Below are 25,577 nucleotides of genomic sequence, written 5' to 3' on the forward strand. Positions count from 1 at the left end.
CGATGGAGGGACTCGAACCCACGACCTGCTGATTACAAATCAGCTGCTCTAGCCAGCTGAGCTACACCGGCGACTCATTTTTCGAGTGCAAATATAACACGCTTTTTCAATCTTCCAACTGATTCTGCGTGTTTTTTTTCGCTTTATTTTAATTACAAGTTGTTTATTTTTTCAACTAATTGACCTGCAATATTTTCCAATTTTACAAAAACACCTTTAAAATGTGCTTTTTTGTTTTCTACTCCTTTTGCATTGATGTCAACGATCAATTCGTCGAAACTTGTCAATGCTTCTTCAATCAATGCAGATGTTTGCTCTGTTGCTCCACCTGTTGTCAATTCATGAATATAAATTGCTTCAATGATATCTCCTAATACTTGGTGAACATCCTTTTTAAGTCCTCTTACACTTGCCATAATAATTTATTTAAAATTTAAACAAAAGTACATATTATCTTTGCTATATCGGTGGTCTAGTCGATATATATTTCTAACAACGTTGCATGACCAGTTGCAACTAAATTTTGCACTGATGCGGGTATTAAAACGGTTTGTCCTTGTTTAATTCCACACGTCAATGTATTAATCTGAAGCTCACACGCTCCTTCTGTACAAACATAAAGGTAAAAGCGATCTAGTGGCTTCTCTATTTCATATCGTTCAACTAAAGGGATTAAATTAACAGTAAAAAACGGGCAAGCCACTAAAGGATTGGCTTGATTCTCTTCCTTGCTATACGAAAGTACCACCTGCTTTTTCTCGTAATTAATTGCCTCTAATGCTAAATCTACGTGCAATGTTCTCGTTTGACCTTCGCTATCCATTCGGTCCCAATCGTATACACGATACGTAATATCCGATGTTTGTTGAATTTCGGCTAATAAAACACCACCTCCAATTGCGTGAACCGTTCCTGTCTGTATAAAAAATGCATCGCCCTTTTTAACGGGAATTTCATTTAAAATAGCAGGAAGTGTTTTGGAGTGTAAATGTTGTAAATAATCTTCTGGAGTCACTCCCTCTTTAAAATCTACGACCACTCTAGCACCAGGATCCGCTTGCATGACATACCACATCTCCGTTTTTCCTAACGAATTGTGTCTTGCTCGCGCTAACTCATCATTGGGATGTAATTGAATCGATAAATCCTCCTTTGCATCTAAAAATTTAAATAACAAAGGGAATTGGTATCCAAACGTCTTTACAATATACGCTCCCAAAATATCTTCTGGATACGCTTTAATCAGTTCTTCTAAGCTTTGTCCTTTATAACCGCCATTGGAAACAAGGCTGACATTTTCTGGGACATTGGAAATCTCCCAACTTTCTCCAATTGAATCAGAAATCTGCTGTTTACCTAAAACAGTGTGCAATTTCGTCCCCCCCCAAATTCGATCTTTCAGGATGGGTTCAAACATCATTGGATATTGTATAAAACTCATAGGCTTAACTTCTTCCTCATTTTGCACTAATCCACAAAAGGAATACTGCATAAAACAAGACGCAAATGTACAACTTTTAATGAATACTAAGTATGTTAAATCCCCTCCCCTTTAAAAGTTACAAAGTTTCTCGAAGTTTCATATAAAACCACCTCTAAATCTTTATCTTTCTCAATAAAAGGTCTCAATTTTTGCCAAATCACTACGGCAATATACTCTGCTGTTGGAATTAGATTTTTAAATTCGATAACATCTAGGTTTAAGTTTTTATGATCAAATGCCTCTTCAATCTCTGCTTTTATCAAATCCGATAAGATTTTCAAATCCATCACAAACCCCGTTTCTGGATCTACTTCTCCAGTTACATGGACAATCAACTCGTAATTGTGTCCGTGAAAATTAGGGTTATTGCATTTGCCAAATACCGTTTGATTTTGCTCATCAGACCAATCGGGACGATGCAGGCGATGTGCTGCATTAAAATGCGCTTTACGACTAACTGTTAATCTCATGTTGTCTTAGATTTTATGTGCTTCGATATGAGGATAGAATTTAGCAAAAATAATCTTAAACCAAGCCGTATACAATTGAGGATTCACCTCCATATCTTTTTTTACAGCTTCAATGCCCATCCATTTCCACGCTTCTACTTCTTCTGGATTGATTACAGGTGCTTCATTGTAATAGCCAACCATCACATGATCAAATTCATGTTCGGTTAATCCATTATCAAAAGGTGCATGATAAATAAAATGAAACACTTCTTTCAATTCTACCTCAAATCCCATTTCCTCTTTCAAGCGGCGTTTGCCCGCTTCAATATTAGTTTCTCCAACTCTTTGGTGACTACAACAAGTGTTTGCCCATAATAAAGGTGAATGGTACTTCTCTGCCGCACGTTGCTGTAACATAATCTCATTTTTGTCATTTAAAATGAATACAGAAAACGCTCGATGCAACAAAGCTTTTTCATGGGCTTCTTGTTTGCCCATGGTACCTATTGGCTCATCTTGCTCATTAACTAAAATCACTTGCTCTTCAATCATACCTAGTGTCAAATTTATTTTACTCCCAAAAGTACAAAAAACAAAAGAGGAAACCAACGACCAGTAAGAGTTTAAAACTCTTCATAGTTTTTCCACTACCCCAAAGATTCCATAGATTAGCTATGATATCGATTTCATTTTTCTACCTTTGGTACTTTAATTTTGAATCATGGAAAGATTAATCAAATTGATTTGGGATTTTAGAGGTCCTGATGCTGAAAAAATAGCCGATCATCATGTTATACATTTACGTGAATTTGTCGCTTTAGAAAAGTTACCTTTAACGATTATAGAGAAACAAGTTATCAATGAAGTTCACTGTACGGCATACTTAGTGGTCAACGACCAACAGATGAAAGAACTAAGAGATGTTTTAAAACCTCATCGAGGAGAGTTATACGAGCAATAAAAAAATCCAGAGCAAATACTCTGGATTTTTTTATTATTCTCTATTGTAAAGATGTAGTTATAATGCTCAATCTAAACTTCTAGTTTGCTTCTTTGGTAATAAACTGAATACGCATCAATCTCAATTCATCCGTATCATATTCTCCATCAAATTCTGCCATAGCTGTTTTGATATTATCCGATTCAGAATCCATGAAGTAATCATAGATTTCTTCTTGTTGATCCTCATCTAATACTTCATCCAACCAATAATCGATATTTAATTTCGTTCCAGAATAAACAATTTGCTCCATTTCTTTTAATAGAGCATCCATATCCAATCCTTTGGCTTTTGCAATATCATCCAAAGACAACTTACGGTCAACACTTTGAATAATATACAATTTCAATGCTGAATTTGCTCCTGTAGATTTCACGACTAAATCATCTGGTCGGATGATGTCATTTTCTTCTACATAATTTTTAATAAGATCAACAAAATCCTTTCCAAACTTTTTAGCCTTTCCATCACTCACTCCAATAATATTGGCCATTTCCTCCAGCGTAATAGGATATTTCAGACACATTTCTTCTAAAGATGGGTCTTGAAACACAACAAACGGAGGGACACTCGCTTTTTTGGCTACTTTTTTGCGTAAATCTTTTAATAAATTGATCAACACTTGATCAATAATAGCTTCCGCCTTTGGAGCATCACTTTCAACAACAGCATCTCCTTCCGCATATTCATGATCTTCTGTCATCATAAACGAAACAGGCTCTACGATAAAACGCTCCCCTAATTCCGTCAACTTCAAAACTCCATAAGTTTCGATATCTTTCTTTAGGTATCCCGCAACAGTCGCTTGTCGAATCAAGGCTAGCCAAAAGCGTTCGTCTTGGTGTTTCCCTGATCCAAAAAAAGCTTGCGTATCTGTTTTATTCACTTTCAACAAAGCATTTAACTTTCCTAAAAGAACAAAAACAATCTCCTTGGTTTTATATACTTGTTTGGTTTCACCAATAATTTTCAACACTTTTTGAAGTTCTTCTTTGGCTTCACTTTTCTTTTTTGGATTTCGGACATTATCATCCATATCTGCTCCCTCACCCTGTACTTCATCGAATTCTTCTCCAAAATAATGAAGTAAGAATTTTCTTCTTGACATGGATGTTTCGGCATAGGCAACTACTTCTTGCAGCAAGGCAATACCGATTTCTTGTTCCGCTATTGGCTTACCTGCCATGAACTTTTCAAGCTTTTCAATATCCTTATACGAATAATACGCCAAGCAATACCCTTCTCCACCATCTCTACCGGCTCTACCTGTTTCTTGGTAATAACTCTCCAGTGATTTTGGAATATCATGGTGAATTACATAACGCACATCGGGTTTGTCAATTCCCATTCCAAATGCGATGGTAGCCACTACAACATCGACATCCTCCATTAAGAACATATCTTGGTGTTTGGCTCTGGTTTTAGCATCTAATCCCGCGTGATATGGAACAGCACTAATTCCATTCACTTGCAACACATTGGCAATTTCCTCTACTTTTTTTCTACTCAGACAATAAATCACACCTGATTTCCCCTTGCGTTGCTTAATAAAGCGAATAATATCACTTTCAATGTTTTTTGTTTTGAGTTTTATCTCATAGTATAGATTGGGTCTATTAAATGAGGCTTTAAAAACATTGGCATTTGGGATTTCCAGGTTCTTTAAGATATCCTCTTGTACTTTTGGCGTTGCTGTAGCAGTTAAACCAATGATAGGAATATCTCCTAATTGTCGAATTATATTTCTTAAATTTCTATATTCTGGCCTAAAATCATGTCCCCATTCAGAGATACAGTGTGCTTCGTCAATGGCAACAAAGGACAGTTTCACTTCTTGCAAGAAGTTGACATATTCCTCTTTGGTTAATGATTCTGGGGCGACATATAACAATTTTGTTATTCCTTGCTTAATATCTTCTTTAACCTGATTTACTTCTGTTTTCGTCAGAGAAGAATTTAAAACATGGGCAATTCCTTGCTCTGTAGACAAGCTACGAATAGCGTCAACTTGATTTTTCATCAGAGCGATCAACGGAGATACAACGATGGCTGTTCCGTCTAAAACCAACGCAGGTAATTGATAGCAAAGTGATTTACCACCACCTGTAGGCATAATCACAAATGTGTTGTGCCCGGAGATAATACTTTTCACCACGTCCTCTTGGAGACCTTTAAACTGGGAGAAGCCAAAAAATCTCTTTAACTCTTTGTGCAAGTCAATTTCAATTGATTTCATTATTTTTGTATGGTATTTTACATAAATTTGCAGTACCTAAAGATACACATTTTCTTTGGTGCAATCCTAATATTTAACATTCTCGTCATTTTGAATACATCTATAACTATATTAGACCGAGCAAAAAAAACTTTACTCTCTGAAAGTGAAAGCATTAAAAAGCTCATCGATTACCTTACGGAAGATTTCTCAGCAGCTGTTCAAGCCATTTTAAATTGCAAGGGACGTGTCGTTGTGACAGGGATTGGAAAAAGTGCGTTAATCGGAAGTAAAATTGTCGCAACATTTAACTCAACAGGGACTCCTTCCCTCTTCATGCATGCAGCGGAAGCGGTACACGGAGATTTAGGTTTACTTCAACCTCAAGATTGTGTTATTTGCATTTCAAACAGTGGAAATAGTCCAGAAATAAAAGTTTTAACGCCTTTACTGAAGCGTTTTGGCAATACGTTAATTGCTATAACGGCAAATGAAACTTCTTTTTTAGGCAAAAATGCAGATTATGTCTTACTGTCTAAAGTAGATCGCGAAGCAGATCCAAACAATTTAGCGCCTATGGATAGTACAACCGCTCAATTGGCCTTAGGCGACGCACTAGCAGCCTGCTTAATTGAATGTAGAAACTTCACGGCCAATGACTTTGCACTCTATCACCCTGGAGGAGCGTTGGGAAAAAAGTTGCTTTTATTAGTCCGAGATATCCTAAACGGTCAGAACAAACCCATGGTATCTCCTACTTCTTCCATCAAAGACGTAATCGTAGAAATCTCACAAAAAAGATTGGGTGTAACAGCTGTAATTGATAATAATACGTTAATTGGCATTATTACAGACGGAGATTTGCGCAGAATGTTGCAAAATAATACTAGTTTTGAAAACATCAAAGCCAAAGATATCATGAGTGCGAATCCCAAAACAATCGAATCCGATCAATTGGTTTCTCGCGCCCTATCTCTATTGGAAGACAATTCAATTACCCAATTAATTGTAACCCAAAAAGGAGAATATCAAGGCATTATCCATTTACACGATATTTTAAAAGAAGGAATAGTATAACAAAATGGCAAAACAAAAAAACTCAGAAAAGGCAATGTCCTTTTTAGACCATTTAGAAGAATTAAGATGGCTATTAATCCGCGCTTCCGTTTTTATTTTAGGAGGAGGAATCATCGCTTTCTTTTTCAGGGATTTTATATTCAATAAAATAATTTTCGGCCCAAAAAACAGCGACTTCGTTACCTATCAATTCTTTTGTAAAATTGCGCAATATTTTGATTTTGACGATAGTTTTTGTCAACAAGAACTTCCCTTCGAAATTCAAAACAGAACCATGGACGGTCAGTTCTCTGTTATGATGTGGACGTGTATTACAGCGGGTTTCATCATTTCAGTTCCTTTCATCTTATGGGAAATCTGGAAATTCATTAGCCCTGCTTTATACTCCAAAGAAAAGAAATACGCTAAGCTCTTTATTGTTGTTTCGTCTTTCTTATTCTTCTTGGGTGTTTTATTTGGCTATTATGTAATTACGCCGTTATCGGTAAATTTCTTAGTCAACTTACAAGTGAGTGATATTGTAAAGAACGACATTGACATCAATTCCTATATTGGTTTAGTCAAAACAACTTCTTTGGCTTGTGGACTCATTTTCGAGTTGCCTATCATCATGTATTTCTTGTCTGTTCTCGGTTTAGTAACACCTCAATTTTTAAGAGAATATCGAAAATATGCCATTGTATTAATTCTAATTTTAGCGGCTATTATCACGCCTCCGGATGTGATTAGTCAAATTATAGTATCAATCCCTTTATTGATTTTATATGAAATTAGTATTTATATCTCTAAATTTGTTCAAAAGAAGCCTAAAACAGAAGTTATAGCACCAAACAACAAGGACTAATTATGAAATTAAGAGCAGATAATATTGTCAAGATGTACAAAAAGAGAAAGGTTGTAAAAGGCGTTTCTGTGGAAGTAAATCAGGGAGAAATTGTAGGATTATTAGGTCCTAATGGAGCTGGAAAAACAACCTCTTTTTATATGATTGTAGGATTGGTAAAGCCAAACTTTGGTCATATTTACTTGGACAATATGGACATTACAAATTTTCCGATGTACAAAAGAGGACAACATGGTATTGGTTATTTAGCCCAAGAACCATCCGTATTCCGAAAATTGAGTATTGAGGATAATATTTTAAGTGTACTTCAACTTACGAAGCTTTCAAAAGAAGAGCAAGTAGCAAAAATGGAGTCTTTAATTGCGGAATTCAACTTAGAACACATTCGCACAAACCGCGGAGATTTGTTATCAGGAGGAGAGCGCAGAAGAACAGAAATTGCTCGTGCGTTAGCTACCGATCCAAAGTTCATCTTACTCGATGAGCCTTTTGCTGGTGTTGACCCCGTTGCAGTAGAAGATATCCAACGTATTGTTGCTAAATTAAAGAACAAAAACATCGGAATCTTAATTACAGATCACAACGTACAAGAAACATTAGCCATCACAGACAAGACTTATTTGATGTTCGAAGGAGGGATCCTCAAGGCTGGAATACCAGAAGAACTTGCAGAGGATGAGATGGTTAGAAAAGTATATTTAGGTCAAAACTTTGAATTACGTAAAAAGAAATTAGACTTTGATTAGATCCAAGAGGAAGAAGATAAAATTTAGTGCTCTTTTATTCTAATTTGTAAAATATTGCTACTTTTACTTTTATTCGACTTAACAAAGTTCTACTTTTGCAAAAAAATTAACAATGAAATTAAGAAGCTCATTTGCTGTATTATTACTCTTAGCAGCTGTATTTTTCACGTCTTGTGCGTCGAGAAAAACAGTGGTTTTCTACCAAAATGTAGAAGACGTATTAGCGAAGAATAATACAGTTACCAATTTTGAAACTCATCTACAACCAGATGATTTACTGATGATTATTGTATCAGCTCAAGATCGAGAGGCTGCGGCTCCATTCAATTTGGTAAACACTATGACTACCAACCCGAATAATCCTGCTGGAACAGGTCAAATGCAACAGCAATTGTACTTAGTAGACAATAAGGGTAATATTGAATTTCCAGTGCTTGGAACAATTAAAATTAGTGGCTTAACGAAAAAAGAAGCTATTGATTATTTAACGACTGAAATCAGCAAATACATTATTCGCCCTATTGTTAACATGAGAATCATGAACTTCAAAGTTACCGTACAAGGTGAAGTGAATCGTCCTGGAATTCACACGGTAGTTAGTGAGCGTTTAACATTATCTGATGCAATTGCACTTTCAGGAGACATGACCGTATATGGAAAAAGAGACAACGTTCTCGTAATTCGCGAAATCGAAGGAAAACGCATCCCTTATCGCGTCGATATGACCCAAGCTGACTTCATTACCTCCCCTTACTATTACTTAAACCAGAACGATATTGTATATGTCGAACCAAATAAAACAAGAGTCAATTCTTCTGTTGTTGGTCCGAACCTTACCTTAGGTCTTTCGGCATTATCCTTATTAGTAACTATAATTGCGTTGTCAACTAAATAAAAGAAATGGAAGGAAAATTCGACAATAGTGAAAATACAAATATTAATATTCGCGAAGAATTAGAGAAATATATTGTACACTGGAGGTGGTTTGTTTTAAGTGTTTTTGTAACGCTAGTCTTAGCTTTTATCTATCTTCGTTATACAGAAAAAACCTATAAGGTCAATACAACTATTATAGTAAAAGACGAAAAAAGAGGAGGAGGTATTTCTACAGAACTTTCTGCTTTTGCCGACTTAGGTATGCTATCTGGAGGTAAGAGTAATCTAGAAAATGAAACGCAAATTTTATCTTCTCGCACTTTAGCAGAGCGAACGGTGCGTCGTTTACAATTGAATATTTCTTATATCAATGAAGGACGCGTAATCAACAGCGAGCTTTACAATAACAGTCCAATCGACTTTAACTTTATCGAACGTGTATTTGATTTTGATCAATTGAGCTATACGTTCTTTGTCAAAAATATCTCAGATACTTCTTTTACGCTTTTAGATAAACAAAAAGTTGATTTAGGTACTTTCGAGTACAATACGCCTATTGAAACAATTTTAGGTAAGTTAATTGTCACTAGAAATCAACCTAAACCTGTTTCGACTTTGAAAAAAGTTACAGAAGGAGAAACAGAAGATAGCGAGGAAATGGAAGATGTCAGCAATATTACGGTTGAAATCAAACCAATTGAACAAGTGACAGATTATTTTGTAAAAAATGTTCAAATTGCTCCTACAGATAAGTTTTCTAGTATTTTAGATTTGTCTTTATTGAGTCCAACTCCAGCAAAAGCGGTGGATTATTTAGACAACCTAATTACCTTATACAACGACGCTGCTATTGCCGATAAGCGTTATATTTCAGAAAAAACATCCGAATTTATCGATAGCCGTTTAAAGCTAATTACAGATGAATTAAGTGATGTTGAAAAAACGGTAGAAGGATATAAATCCAAAAATAGCATTACAGATATTCCTACTGAATTAGGCTTGTATCTACAAAATGCTAATGTATATGAAAAACAAATCATTGAAAATGAAACAGAGCTAAAAGTTGTTTCTTCTGTGATTGATTTCTTAAAACGAAGCAAAGTCAATGAACTATTACCAGGAAATATCATTTCTTCAGATATTGGTTCTAATGCATTAATTAACCAATACAATACCTTAGTTCTAGAACGCAATAAAATCAGTTCAAGTACAACAGATTTAAACCCTGCAGTAATTAAACTAGACGATCAAATTGCTTCTATGAAAGCTTCTGTTTTAGAAAGTCTATTGCGTTTAGAAAGTTCTTTAAAAATTACTCAGAAAGAGTTAAATAGCAAAGAAAATGAATTACGCACTAAACTTTCACAAGTTCCAAGACAAGAACGAGAGTTTAGAATTATAGATAGACAACAAAAGGTAAAAGAAGCGATTTACTTATATTTATTCCAAAAAAGAGAAGAGACAGCCATTACATTAGCTGCAACGGATTTAAATGCCAAAGTCATCGATACAGCGAAAAGTTCGGATAAACCTGTTTCACCGAAAAAAGCAATTATTTTATTAGCGGCTTTAATTTTAGGTGGATTGATTCCTTTTGCTGTCATTTACTTACGCTTGCTTTTAGATACAAAAGTGAAGAATCGCTTGGATATTGAAAACAATACGGATGTTCCGTTCTTGGGTGATATTCCACATTCAGATGATCACGAAAACATCATTGACTTAACAAGTCGTTCAAGTTCAGCTGAAGCTTTGCGTATTATTCGTACGAACTTAGAGTTTATGTTGGGTAACGTAAAAGAAGGAGTTGCTAAAACAATTTTCCTTACTTCTACCTTTCCAAAAGAAGGAAAAACATTTACCTCTGTAAATCTAGCTGCAACGATTGCTCTTTCAGGAAAGCGTACACTTTTGATCGGAATGGACTTGCGTAATCCGCGATTGGATGATTACTTATCGCTACCATCAAAAGGGGTATCTGATTACTTGTTGAGAAAGAACATTGATATTGACCAATTTATCGTTAAAGTGGATGGGTATGAGAACTTCTATGCTTTACCAGCTGGAACCATTCCTCCAAACCCTGCTGAATTATTAATGGGTAGCGCTATTCAGGCCATGTTTACCAAACTAAAAGCAGAATACGACTATATTGTGGTAGATACGGCTCCTGTTAGTTTAGTAACAGATACCTTATTAGTAAGCAAATTTGCAGATACCTTCATTTATGTAACGCGTGCAAACTACTTAGACAAACGCATGTTAAAACTTCCGACGGATTTACATCGAGAAGGCAAATTGAAAAATATGTCTATCATATTAAATGACACAACAACCATGAAAGGATATGGTGGTTATGGTTATGGATACGGTTATGGATACGGATACGGACATGACGTATTAGAAGATAATCGTCCGTGGTGGAAAAAACTATTGAATTTAAAATAATAAAGTAAAATACAAAAGGCTGGCATAGAAATATGTCAGCCTTTTTAGCAATATCACGTTTTAAAACCGTCAAAAATAACAATAAAGCAATTTTACTAAGGCATATTATAAACTTAACAATTCTACTGTTATATCGCTGAAATAGCGCGTTTTTTTCAATGCTTATGCTTATATTTGCTTTATAATTTTACTATTTAGACTCAACACATACAACAATTATATTGTTATCATTTAAATTGAATAAAAATGACACAAAATTCTAAAATCCTTTACACGTTTACAGACGAAGCTCCGATGTTAGCTACGTATTCTTTCTTACCGATGGTTCAGGCTTTTGCTCAAACAGCAGGTATTGATGTAGAAACAAGAGACATTTCTTTAGCTGGACGTATTTTAGCAAATTTCCCTGAGTTCTTAAAAGAAGAACAACGCATTGGCGATGCTTTAGCTGAATTAGGAGAATTGGCAAAAAGCCCTGAAGCAAACATTATCAAATTACCGAATATTTCTGCTTCAATCCCTCAGTTAAACGCAGCGATTAAAGAACTTCAAGCGCATGGCTTTGCTGTTCCTAATTATCCTGCTGAGCCTAAAAATGACGAAGAAAAAGAAATCAAGGCTAAATATGCTAAAATTTTAGGATCTGCTGTAAACCCTGTATTACGCGAAGGTAACTCGGATCGTAGAGCACCAAAAGCAGTAAAAAACTACGCAAAAAAACACCCACATTCGATGGGAGCTTGGGCTGCAAACTCACAGACAAGAGTAGCATCAATGAATGATGGTGATTTTTATGGTTCTGAAAAATCAGTAACTGTTGCACAAAATGCAAAATTCAAAATTGAATTTGTTGGTGCTGATGGAACTACAAAATTATTGAAAGACTATGCTCCTCTTTTACAAGGAGAAGTTATTGATTCAACAGTATTAAACTTAACTAAATTAAAAGCATTTGTTTCTGAATGTAAGGAAGAAGCGAAAGCTAAAAATATCTTATTCTCTACACACTTAAAAGCAACTATGATGAAGGTATCAGATCCTATCATTTTTGGTGCTGTTGTAGAAGGATACTTTGCCGATGTTTACGCGAAATACGCTACTGTATTTGCTGAATTAGGAATTAGTCCAAACAATGGTTTAGGAGACTTGTATGCTAAAATTGCAGGACATGCTTTAGAAGCTGAAATCAAAGCGGCTATCGATACTGCAATTGCACAAGGACCAGCAATTGCTATGGTAAACTCAGACAAGGGAATTACAAACTTACACGTTCCTTCAGATGTGATTGTAGATGCTTCTATGCCTGCTATGATTCGTACATCAGGACAAATGTGGAACAAAGAAGGAAAACAACAAGATACATTAGCAATTATTCCAGACCGTTGCTATGCGGGTGTATACGAAACTGTAATCGAGGATTGTAAAGCAAATGGTGCTTACAACCCTACGACTATGGGATCTGTTCCAAACGTTGGTTTAATGGCTCAAAAAGCGGAAGAATACGGTTCTCATGATAAAACTTTCCAAGCAGATGCAACTGGAGTAATCCGTGTTTCTGACGAAAACAACACGGTATTCTTTGAACAAGCTGTTGAAGCTGGAGATATTTTCAGAATGTGTCAAACTAAAGATGCTCCAATCCAAGATTGGGTTAAATTAGCAGTAAACCGCGCACGTTTATCTGAGACACCAGCTATTTTCTGGTTGGATGAAAACAGAGCTCACGACAGAGAGTTAATCAACAAAGTAAATGAATACTTAAAACAATACGATACAACTGGTTTAGATATCCGTATTTTAAGTCCAATCGAAGCAACGAAAGTTACCGTTGAGCGCATCCGCCAAGGGTTAGATACAATCTCTGTAACAGGAAACGTATTACGCGATTACTTAACTGATTTATTCCCTATTTTAGAAGTAGGTACTTCAGCAAAAATGCTTTCTATTGTTCCTTTAATGAACGGAGGAGGATTATTCGAAACAGGTGCAGGTGGATCAGCTCCAAAACACATTGAACAATTCATCGAAGAAGGATATTTACGTTGGGATTCACTAGGAGAATTCTTAGCTTTAGGTGCTTCTTTTGAACATTTAAGTCAAACACAAAATAATGCAAGAGCTTTAGTATTAGCTGAAACATTAGATGAAGCTACAGCTAAATTTTTAGACAACGATAAATCACCAGCGCGTAAAGTTGGATCAATTGACAATCGTGGATCACATTTCTACTTGGCAATGTATTGGGCTGAAGCATTGGCTGCTCAATCGAAAGATGCTGAATTAAAAGCTAAATTTGCTCCTATTGCCAAAGCGATGAGTGAAAATGAAGCAAAAATTAACGAAGAGTTAATTGGCGCTCAAGGTAAAGCACAAGAAATTGGTGGATACTACCAAACAAACGCAGCAGCTACTTCGAAAGCAATGCGTCCAAGTACTACATTAAACGCTATCATTGATGCAATTTAATCAATAGCTTATACATAAAAAGGCTGTCCCAAAAGACAGCCTTTTTTTATGCTTATCATAAAAAAAAGGACTGTTTTAAACAGTCCTTTTTATATTATTTAACTCCCAAATAATTACTTGGTGTAATTTGTTTTAACTCTTCTTTTATCGCATCACTCACCATAAGTGTTTCAATAAAGTTGTGAATTGAATCTCTGTTAATTACTGTATTCGTACGTGTTAAATCCTTTAATGCTTCATACGGATTTGGATATCCTTCTCTTCTTAAAATGGTTTGAATTGCCTCCGCCACAACAGCCCAGTTCTTGTCTAAGTCTTCAGCAAATTTATCTGCGTTTAACAAAAGCTTATTCAGTCCTTTCAAGGTCGATTCAAAAGCGATGATTGTATGTCCAATAGGAACACCTACATTTCTCAAAACCGTACTATCCGTTAAATCGCGTTGCAATCTAGACAAAGGCAATTTCGCCGCCAAATGTTCAAAAATAGCATTGGCAATTCCCAAGTTTCCTTCTGAATTTTCAAAATCAATCGGATTTACTTTATGTGGCATAGCAGAAGATCCAATCTCCCCTGCTTTAATTTTTTGCTTAAAGTAATCCATGGAAACATATGTCCAAATATCGCGATCTAAATCAATTAAGATGGTATTAATGCGTTTCAATGCATCAAAGAAAGCAGCAAAGTGATCATAATGTTCGATTTGTGTCGTTGGGAATGAATATTTCAGTCCTAAACTCAATTCTACAAAATCTTCTCCAAATTGCTTCCAATCATTTTTTGGATAAGCCACATGGTGTGCATTAAAATTTCCTGTTGCACCACCAAATTTCGCAGCAAAAGGCACATTATTTAGCAAACGTAACTGCTCTTCCAAACGCTGTACAAAGACATTAATTTCCTTTCCTAATCGCGTCGGAGAAGCTGGTTGTCCATGCGTTCTGGCCAACATAGGAACATCGCTCCACTCTTGACTTAATTCTTTCAATTTATTAACTACTGAAACAAATAAAGGCATATAAACCTCATGAAATGCTTCTTTAGTCAATAAGGGTATAGAGGTGTTATTGATATCTTGAGAAGTTAATCCAAAGTGAATAAATTCCTTATATGATTCTAATCCCAAACGGTCAAAAGCATCTTTAATAAAATATTCAACGGCTTTTACATCGTGATTGGTTACCTTTTCTTTTTCTTTAATCCAAAGTGCATCTTCTGCCGTAAAATCTTTGTATAATTTTCGTAACTCTGGAAATAAGCTAGGAGAAATCCCACTTAATTGCGGAAGATTATATTCACATAACGCAATAAAATATTCCACCTCAACTAAAACTCTATACTTGATTAAAGCTTCTTCTGAGAAATATTGTGCTAAGGATTGGGTTTTACTTCTATAACGTCCATCAATTGGCGAAATAGCATTCAATTCTGTCAGTATCATTTAGATTGTGTTGTTAAGGGACAAAGATAATGTTTTTTGTGTTTTCGTTTTTTTGTGTTTTCGTTTTTTTGTGTTTTCGTTTTTTTGTGAGTTTGTACGACAGATAAATAGCATTCGTTGTTATTTACCTTTTATTCTCCTCTCACATTAAATCGCTTTAGACCACTCTTTGATTGCGTCTTTATTCATTTTTACATAGTCGAGATTATTTGCTTTTTCAGCTAAATCAAGTGCTACTTTTGCAGTAGCCACTGCTCCTACTTTGTCTCCTGCTTTCGCTTGAATTTGAGATTTCAATCGAACAAAATAATAAGGCACTTTCTCTCCAGATTTGTCAATTGCATTATTGATCCATGTTAGCGCTTTTGAGAGATCTTTCCCTGTCAGATAAAAATACTCTGCAGCGGCATAGTAATCGACGATTTTCGGACCTTCAAAAGTTTCTGCAATGCTTTCCATTGCTAAATGATCTGTTGGCACTTTAAATCGAACCGGGATTAAAGTGCGTTCCCACATGATTTCCAAATCAGCATAATCAATATTCACATTATTGACTGCTATAGTGAAAGTTTCAAATTTTCGATCGAGATTTTGTACTTTTACTTTCGTTGATAAAGCAATTTTAGATTCCTCCCATTTATCAGGCACCCCCCAATTATTAGTGTCTTTATAAAAAATCACTTCCCATTCTTCTACTTTGGGAATAGTATAAATAGCATACGATCCTTTTTTTAGTGTTTTTCCGTCAATTTCTACATCATTGGCGAAAGAAACAACCGTATTCATATTGGCTCCTGTGCGCCATAAACGTCCATAGGGAACTAAATCACCAAACACCAAACGTCCGCGCATATTAGGCCTAGAATAGTCAATCTTGACATCCGTTAACCCCACTACCTGATGCACTTCTGATTTTGTACTCGTTGGCGGGGTTTGCACTTGTGCTTGAGCAGCTGATAGCGCAAATACAGCCAAACCGGTAATAACAAACTTTTTGATCATATCTACTTGTATTTAATGGTCAATTTTATTTTGAGTTTTAAAGCTTACAATTTATTAATTAATCCGTTGATTTAGTCTTAAAATAAACAAAAAAAAGCGACCGAAATTTTCGATCGCTTTTTTGTTTATGCATTATTTTCCTTTTTGAATACCGCCTTCAAGCCACGTTTTATATTCTTCTACATCTGGGGTATATCCCACAGGCTCCGATAAACGTTGTCCTTCTCCATCCAGTACAATATAGTAAGGTTGGGCATTGGCATGGTAGTGTTTCATTTGGAAATCACTCCATTTGTTTCCGATGGTTTTGATTTTCTTCCCTGTTGTTTCAGAAATATATTGCTCATTTTCTGGCAATTCTTTTTTGTCATCCACATAAAGAGAGATCAATACGACTTCATTTTTCAACAAAGCTAAGATAGCTGGATCTGACCAAACATAATCTTCCATCTTACGACAATTCACACAAGCGAATCCAGTAAAATCGAGTAATACAGGTTTGTTCACCGATTTTGCATAAGCCATTCCTTTTTCATAATCGGTAAAAGCTATAATATCATGTGCTCCATATTTTGCTCCTTCTGGTAATACTTCTGCAGTAGAAGCACCTCCAGAACCTCCTTTACCACCAACACCATAAGGGCTTTCAGAGTAAGTCATTGGAGGAGGGAAACCAGAGATAATTTTCAACGGTGCTCCCCATAATCCAGGTACCATATAGATAGTAAACGTTGTAACGAATAACCCCATGAATAAACGACCTACTGATATACTATCCATTGGGCTATCATGAGGCAATCGAATCTTACCAAATAAATACAAGGCCCAAGCTCCAAATATCGTAATCCAAATTGCTAAGAATACTTCTCTTTCTAACCAATGCGCTTGTAATACAAGATCCGCATTAGATAAGAATTTAAAGGCTAACGCTAATTCTAAGAATCCCAAAGACACTTTTACTGTATTTAACCATCCTCCAGAACGCGGCATTGAATTTAACCATCCTGGGAACATTGCGAACAACATAAATGGAAGAGCTAATGCTAGAGAGAATCCCAGCATTCCAACGATTGGGGCAATTCCTCCTTTAGAAGCCGCTTCTACTAATAAGGTTCCAACAATTGGGCCTGTACAAGAGAAAGAAACAATAGCCAAGGCTAAAGCCATAAATAAGATACCGATAATACCTCCTCGATCTGCTTGTGAATCTACTTTATTGGCCCATGAATTTGGCAACATAATCTCAAATGCTCCTAGGAAAGACGTTGCAAAAACGACTAACAACAAGAAGAAAATGATATTAAAATACACATTGGTCGATAAGGCATTTAACGAATCTGCTCCGAAAATTGCAGTTACAATTGTTCCTAGAACCACATAAATCAAGATGATTGAGAGGCCATAAATAATTGCATTTTTAATTCCCTTTGCACGAGTTTTACTTTGTTTTGTAAAGAAACTCACGGTCATGGGAATCATGGGAAACACACAAGGTGTCAACAAGGCAGCAAATCCAGAGAAGAACGCCAAAATAAAGATGGTAAACAACCCTCTTTTTTCCTCAGATTTAGGCGCATTTACAGCAGAATCTGTTGTTTTTGTATCTTCTTTCGCTGTAATTGTTTTGTTTTCATAGGCTTCGAAGTTTTCAACTTCAGTAACTTGAAGCGTTTTCAAATCGTATACAAACAAATTACTTTGGCTAATACAAACGTCTAAACATACTTGATAGCCTAATTCTACTTGTATATTCGGTGTATCAGCATTGGTCAATTTAATTTCTTGAACCAATTGAACTGGTCCTACAAAATAGGTCTCATCCACTTCAAAGATATCGTTGTAAACGGTTTTCGTTTCACTCTCTTTGGCAGCTCCAACGAGTTCGTAATTTCCTTCTATATTGTTGTATATAAATTCGGTTGGCAGGGGTCCTCCTTCAGCTGTATATTGAGAGTACATATGCCATCCATCTTGAATAATTCCATTCCAAGTAATGGTATATTCTGTATCGGATTTCTTTTCGATTTTCGTTGTCCATTTGGCAGGATTTTCCATCATCTGCGCATGAACTGTGAAAATAGACATAAAGAAAAATAGCAAATAAGCTAATTTTTTCATACGGTTAATTTAATTTTTAAAACATTAATAGTTGTATCTCTTACCTTAAATCGTTCATCCATTCGACTTCCAATAATCCATACAATAGTATCACCTGAGCACAATAACCAAATATTTTCTTTTTCTATTTGGGTCATTTTCTCATCTTTTACATATTTAGAGATTCGCTTCGTTCCTTTCATTCCAAAAGGCACAAAATAATCTCCTTTTTTAGGTTTGCGAATGAGCAGTGGAAACTGCAATTTATCTCGATCGAGATAAGCGCATAACGCATCCGTAGTTAATTCAATTTCATTTCTTTCATAATTTGTTGCAGTTAAGTGTATTGGTTGTGTAATAGTTTGGTTTTCTTGTAAATAGAAAGAATCCTCCGACTCTTCGACCATTTTGCTTTTCAATCGCAACAAGAGATAGCCTCTATCTTTGATTAAACAATAATCTTCTGCCAAAATTTTCTTTCCTGTTTCTGCCGTGACCAAGTCTGCTATATCATTCCATGCTTTAAAGCCATACGGCTCTAACCATTTATACAAATACGCTTTGGGCAAAGACAATTCACTTAGTTCTTTTAAAGGAAATAACAAATCATCTCCTTGTTTAAGCACCACTTTTTCAAACATCATTTGACTCGCGTCCTCGCTCATCTGATGGGCTTCTTTCAAGAAACCGATAGTTTGCTGAAAGGTTTGATCTATTTGTGAATTAATTTCCTTAAAAACAGGCAAGATATTTTTTCTTATCTTATTTCGCAAATATTTTGTTTGTGCATTGGTATAATCTTCTCTCCAAAGAAGTTGATTTTGATTGGCATACTCTTCTATATCTTGTCTTGTAAACACTAACAATGGCCGCCGAATATAGTCTACTTTCTCTGGTATTCCCAATAATCCTTCGATTCCTGTTCCTCTCGAAAAATTGATAAAAAAAGTTTCCATAGAATCATCTAAATGATGAGCTGTTAGTAAAAACTTGTATTTTTTTTGTTTTAAAATTTCTTCAAACCACTGATAACGTTGTTCTCTAGCAGCAACTTGAATGGATACTTTATTGTCACTTGCATAGCGATTCGTATCGAATTCTTTTACAAAAAAAGGCAATTTCAATTGCGCACTTAATGCTTCTACAAATTGTTGATCTAAGTTACTGTCTTCAGCTCTTAAGTGAAAATTACAATGTGCAACAGCAACATTCAATCCTATTCGATGACATAAATGCAATAAAACGACACTATCTACCCCGCCACTGACGGCTATTAAAAGAGGGTGCTGTGTCAATTCAGCAAAATTTAATTCAATATGCTTTTTAAACTTATTTTCCATGGATTACCTCAACATATCTAGACCCCTTTGTATATAAATGTTAATCTTTATTCACAATTGTCTAGCAAACTCCAAAAATACCTTTTTTTTCGCGAAAAACCCTTATTCCAAGTTCATTTCTGTGCATAAAAAAACCACAAATTTTACTTTGTGGTTTACTTTTATTCTAACTCGAGAGATGAATTTTGCGAATAAGTTCTCCATTTTTCAATACAAGCAACCATATCTTGAGGTACTTCCGAATCAAAGCGCATATATTCTTTGGTTATTGGATGTTCAAATCCCAAAGTTTTGGCGTGCAAAGCTTGTCTTGGTAAGAGTTGAAAACAATTTTCAATAAATTGTTTGTACTTGGTAAAGGTAGTTCCTTTCAAAATTAAATTTCCTCCATAACGTTCATCGTTAAACAACGTATGCCCGATGTGTTTCATGTGCACTCTAATTTGGTGGGTACGCCCTGTTTCTAAACGACATGAAACTAAAGTAACATAGCCAAATCGCTCCAATACTTTATAATGCGTAACGGCCCATTTTCCCTTCTCTTCATCATCAAAGGCAGCCATTTGCATACGATCTTTCACATGTCTTCCAATATAGCTTTCTATAGTTCCTTGATCTTCCACTACATTCCCCCATACTAAGGCAACGTATTCTCTTTCCGTTGTTTTCTCTGCAAATTGACGTTGTAACTCTGTCATCGCCCATTCTGTTTTAGCAACCACTAATAATCCACTAGTATCCTTGTCAATACGATGTACTAATCCTGGGCGTTCACTACTGTTTAACGGCAAATTATCAAAGTGATAGGCTAACGCATTAACCAAGGTTCCTGTATAGTTACCATGTCCAGGATGTACAACCAACCCTGGTTCTTTGTTGACAATCAACAAAGCATCGTCTTCATACACGATGTTTAATGGAATATTCTCCGGAATGATGATATTCTCAAAAGGAGGTTGCTTCATTAAAACGCGAACCACGTCTAATGCTTTCACCTTGTGATTGGATTTTACCGCTACATCATTGACAAAAATATTTCCGTTTGATGCCGCTTGTTGAATCTTATTGCGCGTTGCATTTTCAACCAAGTTCATCAAAAATTTATCTACACGTAAAGGTGCTTGTCCTTTTCCTGCTTCAAATCTAAAATGTTCATATAATTCATCTTCTAAATCGTCGAACACTTCATTTACATTGTCTTGCATAAGTTATTTTTCTTAATCAATATCGGGTGCTACATCTAATTGCTCTGCAGAAAGTCCCGCTTTTCCATCGCCTAAAATGAAATCGATTTTAGAGTTTTTTACTACTAAATCTCCTTTTTTCAATTTTTTCCCATTTTGATGTACTTCCAAAACCACATCTTTACCAATAAAAGTAGCGTATGATTTGGTTCCTTCTTTCAATCCCATAGAAGCGATTGTAGCACTAGCTTGTCTAAAAGTTAACTGTTCCAATTCTGGTAAAATTACTTTACCATACCCAGAAGCATTAATTTTAACGTAGATTTTTCTATTCTCCTTCACACTAGAACCTGGCATAGGATCTTGCTCTAAGATGGTTAGAGGAGGGAAATTTTTATTGTAATCTAATGTATCCAAAACAATCATACGCAAGTCTTTTTGATCTAAAGTCTGTTCGGCTTGATACGTATCTAGCTTCAGTAAATTAGGTACTTCGATGTGTTGTCCGTGATTTGTTGTAATTTTCAACCATTTCAATAGGCCTAGAACACCCACAATAGAGATTACAATGGCCGCTGCCAAAGAAATTAAAAAGCTCTTACTTTTAAAAAATTGAACTAATTTCATAGGGTTAGATTTTTGACAAAGATATAAAATCGAAAAGATTTTTTGTTTCTGTGTTTTATTATAAATTTGTTTGAAACAATTCTTTTATAAATCTAACCTCAACATTCTGGACATATGAAGCAAGTAGCAATAATTATGGGAGGCTATTCAAGTGAATTTGAAATTTCACTCAAAAGTGGTCAAGTTGTATTTGACACCTTGGATCGCACAAAATACACCCCGTATAAAATCCATATTTTTCGCGATAAATGGGTATATGTAGATGAGAATAACGATGAGTTTCCAGTAGATAGAAACGATTTTTCAGTATTGTACAAAGGACAAAAAATAACATTTGATGTTGTTTTCAATGCCATCCACGGAACACCAGGTGAGGATGGTTTATTACAAGCATATTTTGAGTTAATCCACATGCCTCATACTTCGTGTAATGCTTACCAAGCAGCCTTAACGATGAATAAACGAGATATGTTATCTGTATTAAAGCCTTATGGAATTAAGACGGCTATCTCCTATTATTTAAATGAAGGAGAGGACATCAACCCGGAAGAAATTATTCAACGCGTAGGATTACCTTGTTTTGTTAAACCCAACCGTTCAGGATCAAGCTTTGGAATCTCTAAAGCCCATACAACAGAAGAATTAATAAAAGCCATAGAAGTCGCTTACCAAGAAGACAATGAAATCTTAATTGAGAGTTTCTTAAAAGGTACGGAAGTTTCTGTCGGTGTCATCAAGTACAAGGGAGAAGTAATTGTCTTACCTATTACAGAAATTGTCAGCGAAAATGACTTTTTTGATTATGAAGCAAAATACTTGGGTAAATCTCAAGAGATTACTCCAGCGCGCATTGATGATGTAATTAAAGCAAAAATTGAAGAGGTAGCGATTAAAATTTACCGCATATTAAAAATGGATGGATTTTCGAGAAGTGAATTTATTATTGTTGGAGACACTCCTTTCTTACTCGAAATGAATACCGTACCCGGATTAACTAGAGAGAGTATTTTACCTCAACAAGCGGCAGAAGCGAAAATATCATTACCTGATTTGTTTGACAATGCAATAGTTTTAGCTTTGCAAAAATAAAGACTCCCAAACTATGAGAAGAGCTGTTTTTCCGGGATCATTTGATCCCATAACGAATGGGCATTACGACATTATCAAGCGAGCGTTGCCTCTTTTTGATGAAATTATCATTGCTATTGGTGTCAATGCAGATAAAAAATATATGTTTAGCTTAGAAGAACGCAAGGTTTTTATTGAAAAAACTTTTGCTGATGAGCCCAAAATAAAAGTAGAAACCTATCAAGGATTAACCACTGATTTTTGTCACCAGAAAAAAGCACAATTTATTTTAAGAGGCTTGCGAAATCCGGCAGATTTCGAATTTGAAAAGGCCATTGCTCACACCAATCGCTTCTTGACTAAAATCGAAACGGTATTTTTACTGACTGCAGCAAGTACTTCTTTTATCAGTTCAAGTATTGTACGCGATGTGATTCGCAACCATGGAGATTATACCAAATTAGTACCACAACCCGTACGCATCTAATATAAAAAAGTCGCTCAAGAGCGACTTTTTTTATTATTCACTAAGCAAACCTGCTTCTTCTACTAAAAGTTTGATATTCTCATAAGAATTGGACATCGCTTCTTTGATTTGCTGTTTATCAAACCAAACTACTTCTTCAATTCCTTCCTCTGCCTGTCCCATTAACGCTCCATCATATGTGGTTGTCATTTCAAACCAACTGGTAATCTTCAGTCGATATTTTCCGTTTCGCTTAAAAATATGGTAGGTTTTTGGTAGCTTTTTGGTTACTTTCAACTGACGCACTCCTGTTTCCTCTTCTACTTCTCTTACAGCAGTCTCCTCAATTTCTTCGTATTTTTCAATTCCTCCTTTAGGCAAATCCCATTTGCCATTGCGTTTGATAAAAAGTACTTTCCCTTCTGTATTATACACCACTCCTCCTCCTGCTTTTTGAACGGGAATTTTCTCTTTTAGCCTTTTCATCATGGCTTTTTCGTCTGGATGATATAAAAATGCCTTATCAATTTTATTTTGAAAATATTTAATGATAATTTTGTCAATATCAACACTGTCTAACAAGAACAACTGAAAATCGGTTTCTTTCTCAATTTTATCAGTTAGAAACAACGGTTTATCGTTTACAAAAACTTTATACATTTGTATTATGATTTTTACTAAAGAAACAGCTCAACAAACGGCCGAATTACTTCTGCAAATTAACGCAATTAAATTAAATCCAAAAAATCCTTTTACATGGGCTTCTGGATGGAAATCACCCATTTATTGCGATAACCGTATTACTTTGTCTTATCCAGAGATAAGAAAATACTTAAAAGAAGAGTTTGCCAAACACATTGTAGAAAAATATGGTAAGCCTGAAGTAATTGCAGGTGTAGCAACAGGAGCTATTGGAATCGGTTTATTAGTCGCTGAAGCTTTGGAATTGCCTTTCGTTTATGTTCGCCCTGAACCTAAAAAACACGGAAGACAAAATCAAATTGAAGGACAATTAGAACCAGGAAAAAAAGTAGTTGTAATTGAAGATTTAATCAGCACAGGAAAAAGTAGCTTACAAGCGGTAGAAGCTTTAAAAGAAAACGGAGCTGAAATTTTAGGAATGGCTGCAATCTTCACCTATGAATTTCAAGTATCTAAAGACAACTTTGCTCAAGCAGGAGTTGAATTAACTACTTTGAGTAATTATACTTCTTTGTTGGAAAACGCAGTAAAACAAAACTATATTTCTGCTTCCGATTTAGAAACACTACAAGAATGGAGAGTTAATCCATCCGAATGGAATCAATAATTAAAGAAATAAAAGTATGCAATTAGAAAGTCCAAAAGTAAAAGTGGCGCAATCTGCTGAATATATATTTAACGCATTATCTGACGTAAAAAACTTTGAAAAGTTAATGCCTGAATCGATTGCTAAATTTGAAGTAACAGGAGATGATTCGTTCATCTTTGCATTGAAAGGAATGCCTGAAATCAAATTAAAAAAGAAAGAAGCAACACCAAATTCTAAAATTGTTTTAGGTGCGGCAAGTGATAAACTTCCTTTTACATTAACAGGAGATATCACAGAAGTAGATGGGAACAATACGGAAATTCAACTTCACTTTGAAGGAAATTTCAATCCGATGATGGCAATGATGGTGAAAGGACCTATTGGTAAATTCATCGAAGCTTTAGCTGGAAACATGAATAAATTATAAAAAAAAAGAGCTTGATTAAATCAAGCTCTTTTTTTTTATTTTAATTCTACTTTATATTCTAATATTTTAGGATTGGCAACAACTTCTGACATCTTAAACTCTTTGACAAAAGACTTCCCATCTTGCGCAATTAATGCATCAGCATAAGAAACAGATTGAATGGGTTGTTCAAAATTCACTTTAATTCTGTACGTAAACATCCCTGCCATTTGTCCTAGTTCACCTAAACCTTTCTGTAAATCTTCTGGTTTAACGGAAATAGTGCGTTGTAAGGTTTTTTTCTTCCACTCAAATTTAGAATTTTTCACAAACTCAGGCGTATCTAATTTCTTGGTATTTCCTTCTCCTAATGCGCTTAATTCTTCTAAATTTATCAAGGATGTATTGAGATCCGAAGCATTTTTAGCAATAATTTTTAACGCAATATTTCCAACAGAATCATTCATCATCACTCTAGCGCGAAGATTTTCTGTTTTCTTCAATAAATTGGGATTTGCTTTTAAAATACTATCTTTCTTTTGTTCTGGTTTCTTACTTTCTAACAAACTGAGATCCAACAATTGTTCTACCGTTAATTCTTCTCCATTAATTAAATCTAATGCTTTTTTCACATCTTTTGACATGCCGTTTGAATTGGGCATTGCTTGTAGTAATTCAGAGAAATTCATCTCCAAGCCATATGTGATTGCTCCTTCTTTTTTTACGGTTACTTCTTCTGTTGTTACACACGACTGAAATAAAAAACCAAAGGCTACTATTAATCCAATTACTTTTTTCATCATTTATAATTTTATTTACAAAAATAGACAAATCTACACAACCGTAATGATTTAACGCATCAATTCTCCCTTCGACACCATTCTGCATATTTTTCAATATTTTTCTTCTAAAAAAATAAAAATTCATTTTTTGTTGTTTATATCAAAAAGTTTTTGCAAAATTTGCATTCAAATACGTTTAACACATTAAAACGAAGAAAAAATGTTTGTACAAAATTCTACATCGACATTGTTCACACTAGCACAAG

At 35.2% G+C, this 25,577-nt stretch carries 24 protein-coding genes; 11 read left to right on the forward strand and 13 right to left on the reverse strand.

Annotation, left to right across the window (positions count from 1 at the left end; translation table 11 throughout):
• Positions 1–152: 152 nt before the first annotated feature.
• The 4 genes from HX004_RS12875 to idi all read right to left on the reverse strand — a co-directional run bounded on the left by HX004_RS12875 (position 153) and on the right by idi (position 2,487).
• The gene (locus tag HX004_RS12875; protein WP_002987118.1) at positions 153–416 is read right to left on the reverse strand and encodes a hypothetical protein; all 264 of its coding nucleotides are present in this window, start codon (positions 414–416) and stop codon (positions 153–155) included.
• 56 nt (positions 417–472) lie between these two features.
• Entirely contained in the window at positions 473–1,441 is a 969-nt protein-coding gene (locus HX004_RS12880) for a type I phosphomannose isomerase catalytic subunit (RefSeq protein ID WP_286442989.1), read from the reverse strand.
• 95 nt (positions 1,442–1,536) lie between these two features.
• Positions 1,537–1,953 (reverse strand): 6-pyruvoyl trahydropterin synthase family protein, encoded by a 417-nt coding sequence (locus HX004_RS12885; protein ID WP_286442990.1) that lies wholly within the window; start codon positions 1,951–1,953, stop codon positions 1,537–1,539.
• A 6-nt stretch (positions 1,954–1,959) separates the two neighbouring features.
• Positions 1,960–2,487, reverse strand: a complete 528-nt coding sequence (idi, locus tag HX004_RS12890) for an isopentenyl-diphosphate Delta-isomerase (RefSeq protein ID WP_286442991.1) — start codon at positions 2,485–2,487, stop codon at positions 1,960–1,962.
• A gap of 169 nt (positions 2,488–2,656) precedes the next feature.
• Between idi and HX004_RS12895 the strand changes: the two genes are divergently transcribed.
• Positions 2,657–2,896, forward strand: coding sequence for a hypothetical protein (locus HX004_RS12895; protein WP_286442992.1), 240 nt, complete (start codon positions 2,657–2,659; stop codon positions 2,894–2,896).
• Between the two features lie 79 nt (positions 2,897–2,975).
• Here the strand turns inward: HX004_RS12895 and HX004_RS12900 are convergent, their stop codons facing one another.
• Entirely contained in the window at positions 2,976–5,171 is a 2,196-nt protein-coding gene (locus HX004_RS12900) for an ATP-dependent DNA helicase RecQ (RefSeq protein ID WP_286442993.1), read from the reverse strand.
• Between the two features lie 90 nt (positions 5,172–5,261).
• On the opposite strand from HX004_RS12900, the gene HX004_RS12905 reads away from it, so the two are divergent.
• The 6 genes from HX004_RS12905 to HX004_RS12930 all read left to right on the forward strand — a co-directional run bounded on the left by HX004_RS12905 (position 5,262) and on the right by HX004_RS12930 (position 13,607).
• Positions 5,262–6,227: a KpsF/GutQ family sugar-phosphate isomerase gene (locus HX004_RS12905; RefSeq protein ID WP_286442994.1), complete on the forward strand. Its 966-nt coding sequence runs from the start codon at positions 5,262–5,264 to the stop codon at positions 6,225–6,227.
• 4 nt (positions 6,228–6,231) lie between these two features.
• Positions 6,232–7,071, forward strand: a complete 840-nt coding sequence (gene tatC, locus HX004_RS12910; protein ID WP_286442996.1) for a twin-arginine translocase subunit TatC — start codon at positions 6,232–6,234, stop codon at positions 7,069–7,071.
• A 2-nt stretch (positions 7,072–7,073) separates the two neighbouring features.
• Positions 7,074–7,817 carry an LPS export ABC transporter ATP-binding protein gene (lptB, locus tag HX004_RS12915; RefSeq protein WP_286442997.1) on the forward strand — a complete coding sequence of 248 codons (744 nt, stop codon included), beginning with the start codon at positions 7,074–7,076 and terminating at the stop codon, positions 7,815–7,817.
• Between the two features lie 112 nt (positions 7,818–7,929).
• Positions 7,930–8,712: a polysaccharide biosynthesis/export family protein gene (locus HX004_RS12920; RefSeq protein ID WP_286442998.1), complete on the forward strand. Its 783-nt coding sequence runs from the start codon at positions 7,930–7,932 to the stop codon at positions 8,710–8,712.
• A gap of 5 nt (positions 8,713–8,717) precedes the next feature.
• Positions 8,718–11,141, forward strand: a complete 2,424-nt coding sequence (locus HX004_RS12925) for a GumC family protein (protein ID WP_286443000.1) — start codon at positions 8,718–8,720, stop codon at positions 11,139–11,141.
• 246 nt (positions 11,142–11,387) lie between these two features.
• Positions 11,388–13,607: an NADP-dependent isocitrate dehydrogenase gene (locus HX004_RS12930; protein WP_286443001.1), complete on the forward strand. Its 2,220-nt coding sequence runs from the start codon at positions 11,388–11,390 to the stop codon at positions 13,605–13,607.
• 94 nt (positions 13,608–13,701) lie between these two features.
• On the opposite strand, the gene purB is transcribed toward HX004_RS12930, so the two are convergent.
• From purB to HX004_RS12960, 6 genes are all read right to left on the reverse strand, one after another.
• Entirely contained in the window at positions 13,702–15,048 is a 1,347-nt protein-coding gene (purB, locus tag HX004_RS12935) for an adenylosuccinate lyase (protein ID WP_286443002.1), read from the reverse strand.
• Between the two features lie 147 nt (positions 15,049–15,195).
• Positions 15,196–16,050, reverse strand: a complete 855-nt coding sequence (locus HX004_RS12940; protein ID WP_286443003.1) for a DUF2911 domain-containing protein — start codon at positions 16,048–16,050, stop codon at positions 15,196–15,198.
• A 132-nt stretch (positions 16,051–16,182) separates the two neighbouring features.
• Complete coding sequence (locus HX004_RS12945) at positions 16,183–18,168, reverse strand: protein-disulfide reductase DsbD family protein (RefSeq protein ID WP_286443004.1); 1,986 nt, start codon at positions 18,166–18,168, stop codon at positions 16,183–16,185.
• A complete protein-coding gene (tilS, locus tag HX004_RS12950; protein ID WP_286443005.1) occupies positions 18,165–19,487 on the reverse strand; it encodes a tRNA lysidine(34) synthetase TilS in 1,323 nt (440 codons plus the stop codon). The genes HX004_RS12945 and tilS overlap by 4 nt, the downstream gene beginning before the upstream one ends.
• Positions 19,488–19,648: 161 nt before the next feature.
• Complete coding sequence (locus HX004_RS12955; RefSeq protein ID WP_286443006.1) at positions 19,649–20,692, reverse strand: RluA family pseudouridine synthase; 1,044 nt, start codon at positions 20,690–20,692, stop codon at positions 19,649–19,651.
• A gap of 12 nt (positions 20,693–20,704) precedes the next feature.
• The gene (locus HX004_RS12960) at positions 20,705–21,298 is read right to left on the reverse strand and encodes a PASTA domain-containing protein (RefSeq protein ID WP_286443008.1); all 594 of its coding nucleotides are present in this window, start codon (positions 21,296–21,298) and stop codon (positions 20,705–20,707) included.
• A 114-nt stretch (positions 21,299–21,412) separates the two neighbouring features.
• On the opposite strand from HX004_RS12960, the gene HX004_RS12965 reads away from it, so the two are divergent.
• On the forward strand, positions 21,413–22,387 hold the full coding sequence (locus tag HX004_RS12965) for a D-alanine--D-alanine ligase (RefSeq protein ID WP_286443009.1): 975 nt from the start codon (positions 21,413–21,415) through the stop codon (positions 22,385–22,387).
• A gap of 13 nt (positions 22,388–22,400) precedes the next feature.
• The gene (coaD, locus tag HX004_RS12970) at positions 22,401–22,853 is read left to right on the forward strand and encodes a pantetheine-phosphate adenylyltransferase (RefSeq protein ID WP_286443010.1); all 453 of its coding nucleotides are present in this window, start codon (positions 22,401–22,403) and stop codon (positions 22,851–22,853) included.
• A 33-nt stretch (positions 22,854–22,886) separates the two neighbouring features.
• Here coaD and HX004_RS12975 read toward each other — a convergent pair whose 3' ends face one another.
• Positions 22,887–23,492: an NUDIX hydrolase gene (locus tag HX004_RS12975; RefSeq protein ID WP_286443011.1), complete on the reverse strand. Its 606-nt coding sequence runs from the start codon at positions 23,490–23,492 to the stop codon at positions 22,887–22,889.
• Between the two features lie 7 nt (positions 23,493–23,499).
• Here HX004_RS12975 and pyrE point away from each other — a divergent pair, with 7 nt between their 5' ends.
• Together pyrE and HX004_RS12985 are read left to right on the forward strand one after the other, a co-directional pair.
• The gene (pyrE, locus tag HX004_RS12980; protein WP_286443012.1) at positions 23,500–24,141 is read left to right on the forward strand and encodes an orotate phosphoribosyltransferase; all 642 of its coding nucleotides are present in this window, start codon (positions 23,500–23,502) and stop codon (positions 24,139–24,141) included.
• A gap of 16 nt (positions 24,142–24,157) precedes the next feature.
• Positions 24,158–24,550, forward strand: a complete 393-nt coding sequence (locus tag HX004_RS12985) for an SRPBCC family protein (RefSeq protein ID WP_286443013.1) — start codon at positions 24,158–24,160, stop codon at positions 24,548–24,550.
• Positions 24,551–24,585: 35 nt separating this feature from the next.
• Here HX004_RS12985 and HX004_RS12990 read toward each other — a convergent pair whose 3' ends face one another.
• On the reverse strand, positions 24,586–25,332 hold the full coding sequence (locus HX004_RS12990; RefSeq protein WP_286443014.1) for a hypothetical protein: 747 nt from the start codon (positions 25,330–25,332) through the stop codon (positions 24,586–24,588).
• Positions 25,333–25,577 lie beyond the last annotated feature (245 nt).

Origin of the sequence: Myroides sp. 1354 (assembly GCF_030324495.1) — a bacterium.
Lineage (GTDB): Bacteria > Bacteroidota > Bacteroidia > Flavobacteriales > Flavobacteriaceae > Flavobacterium.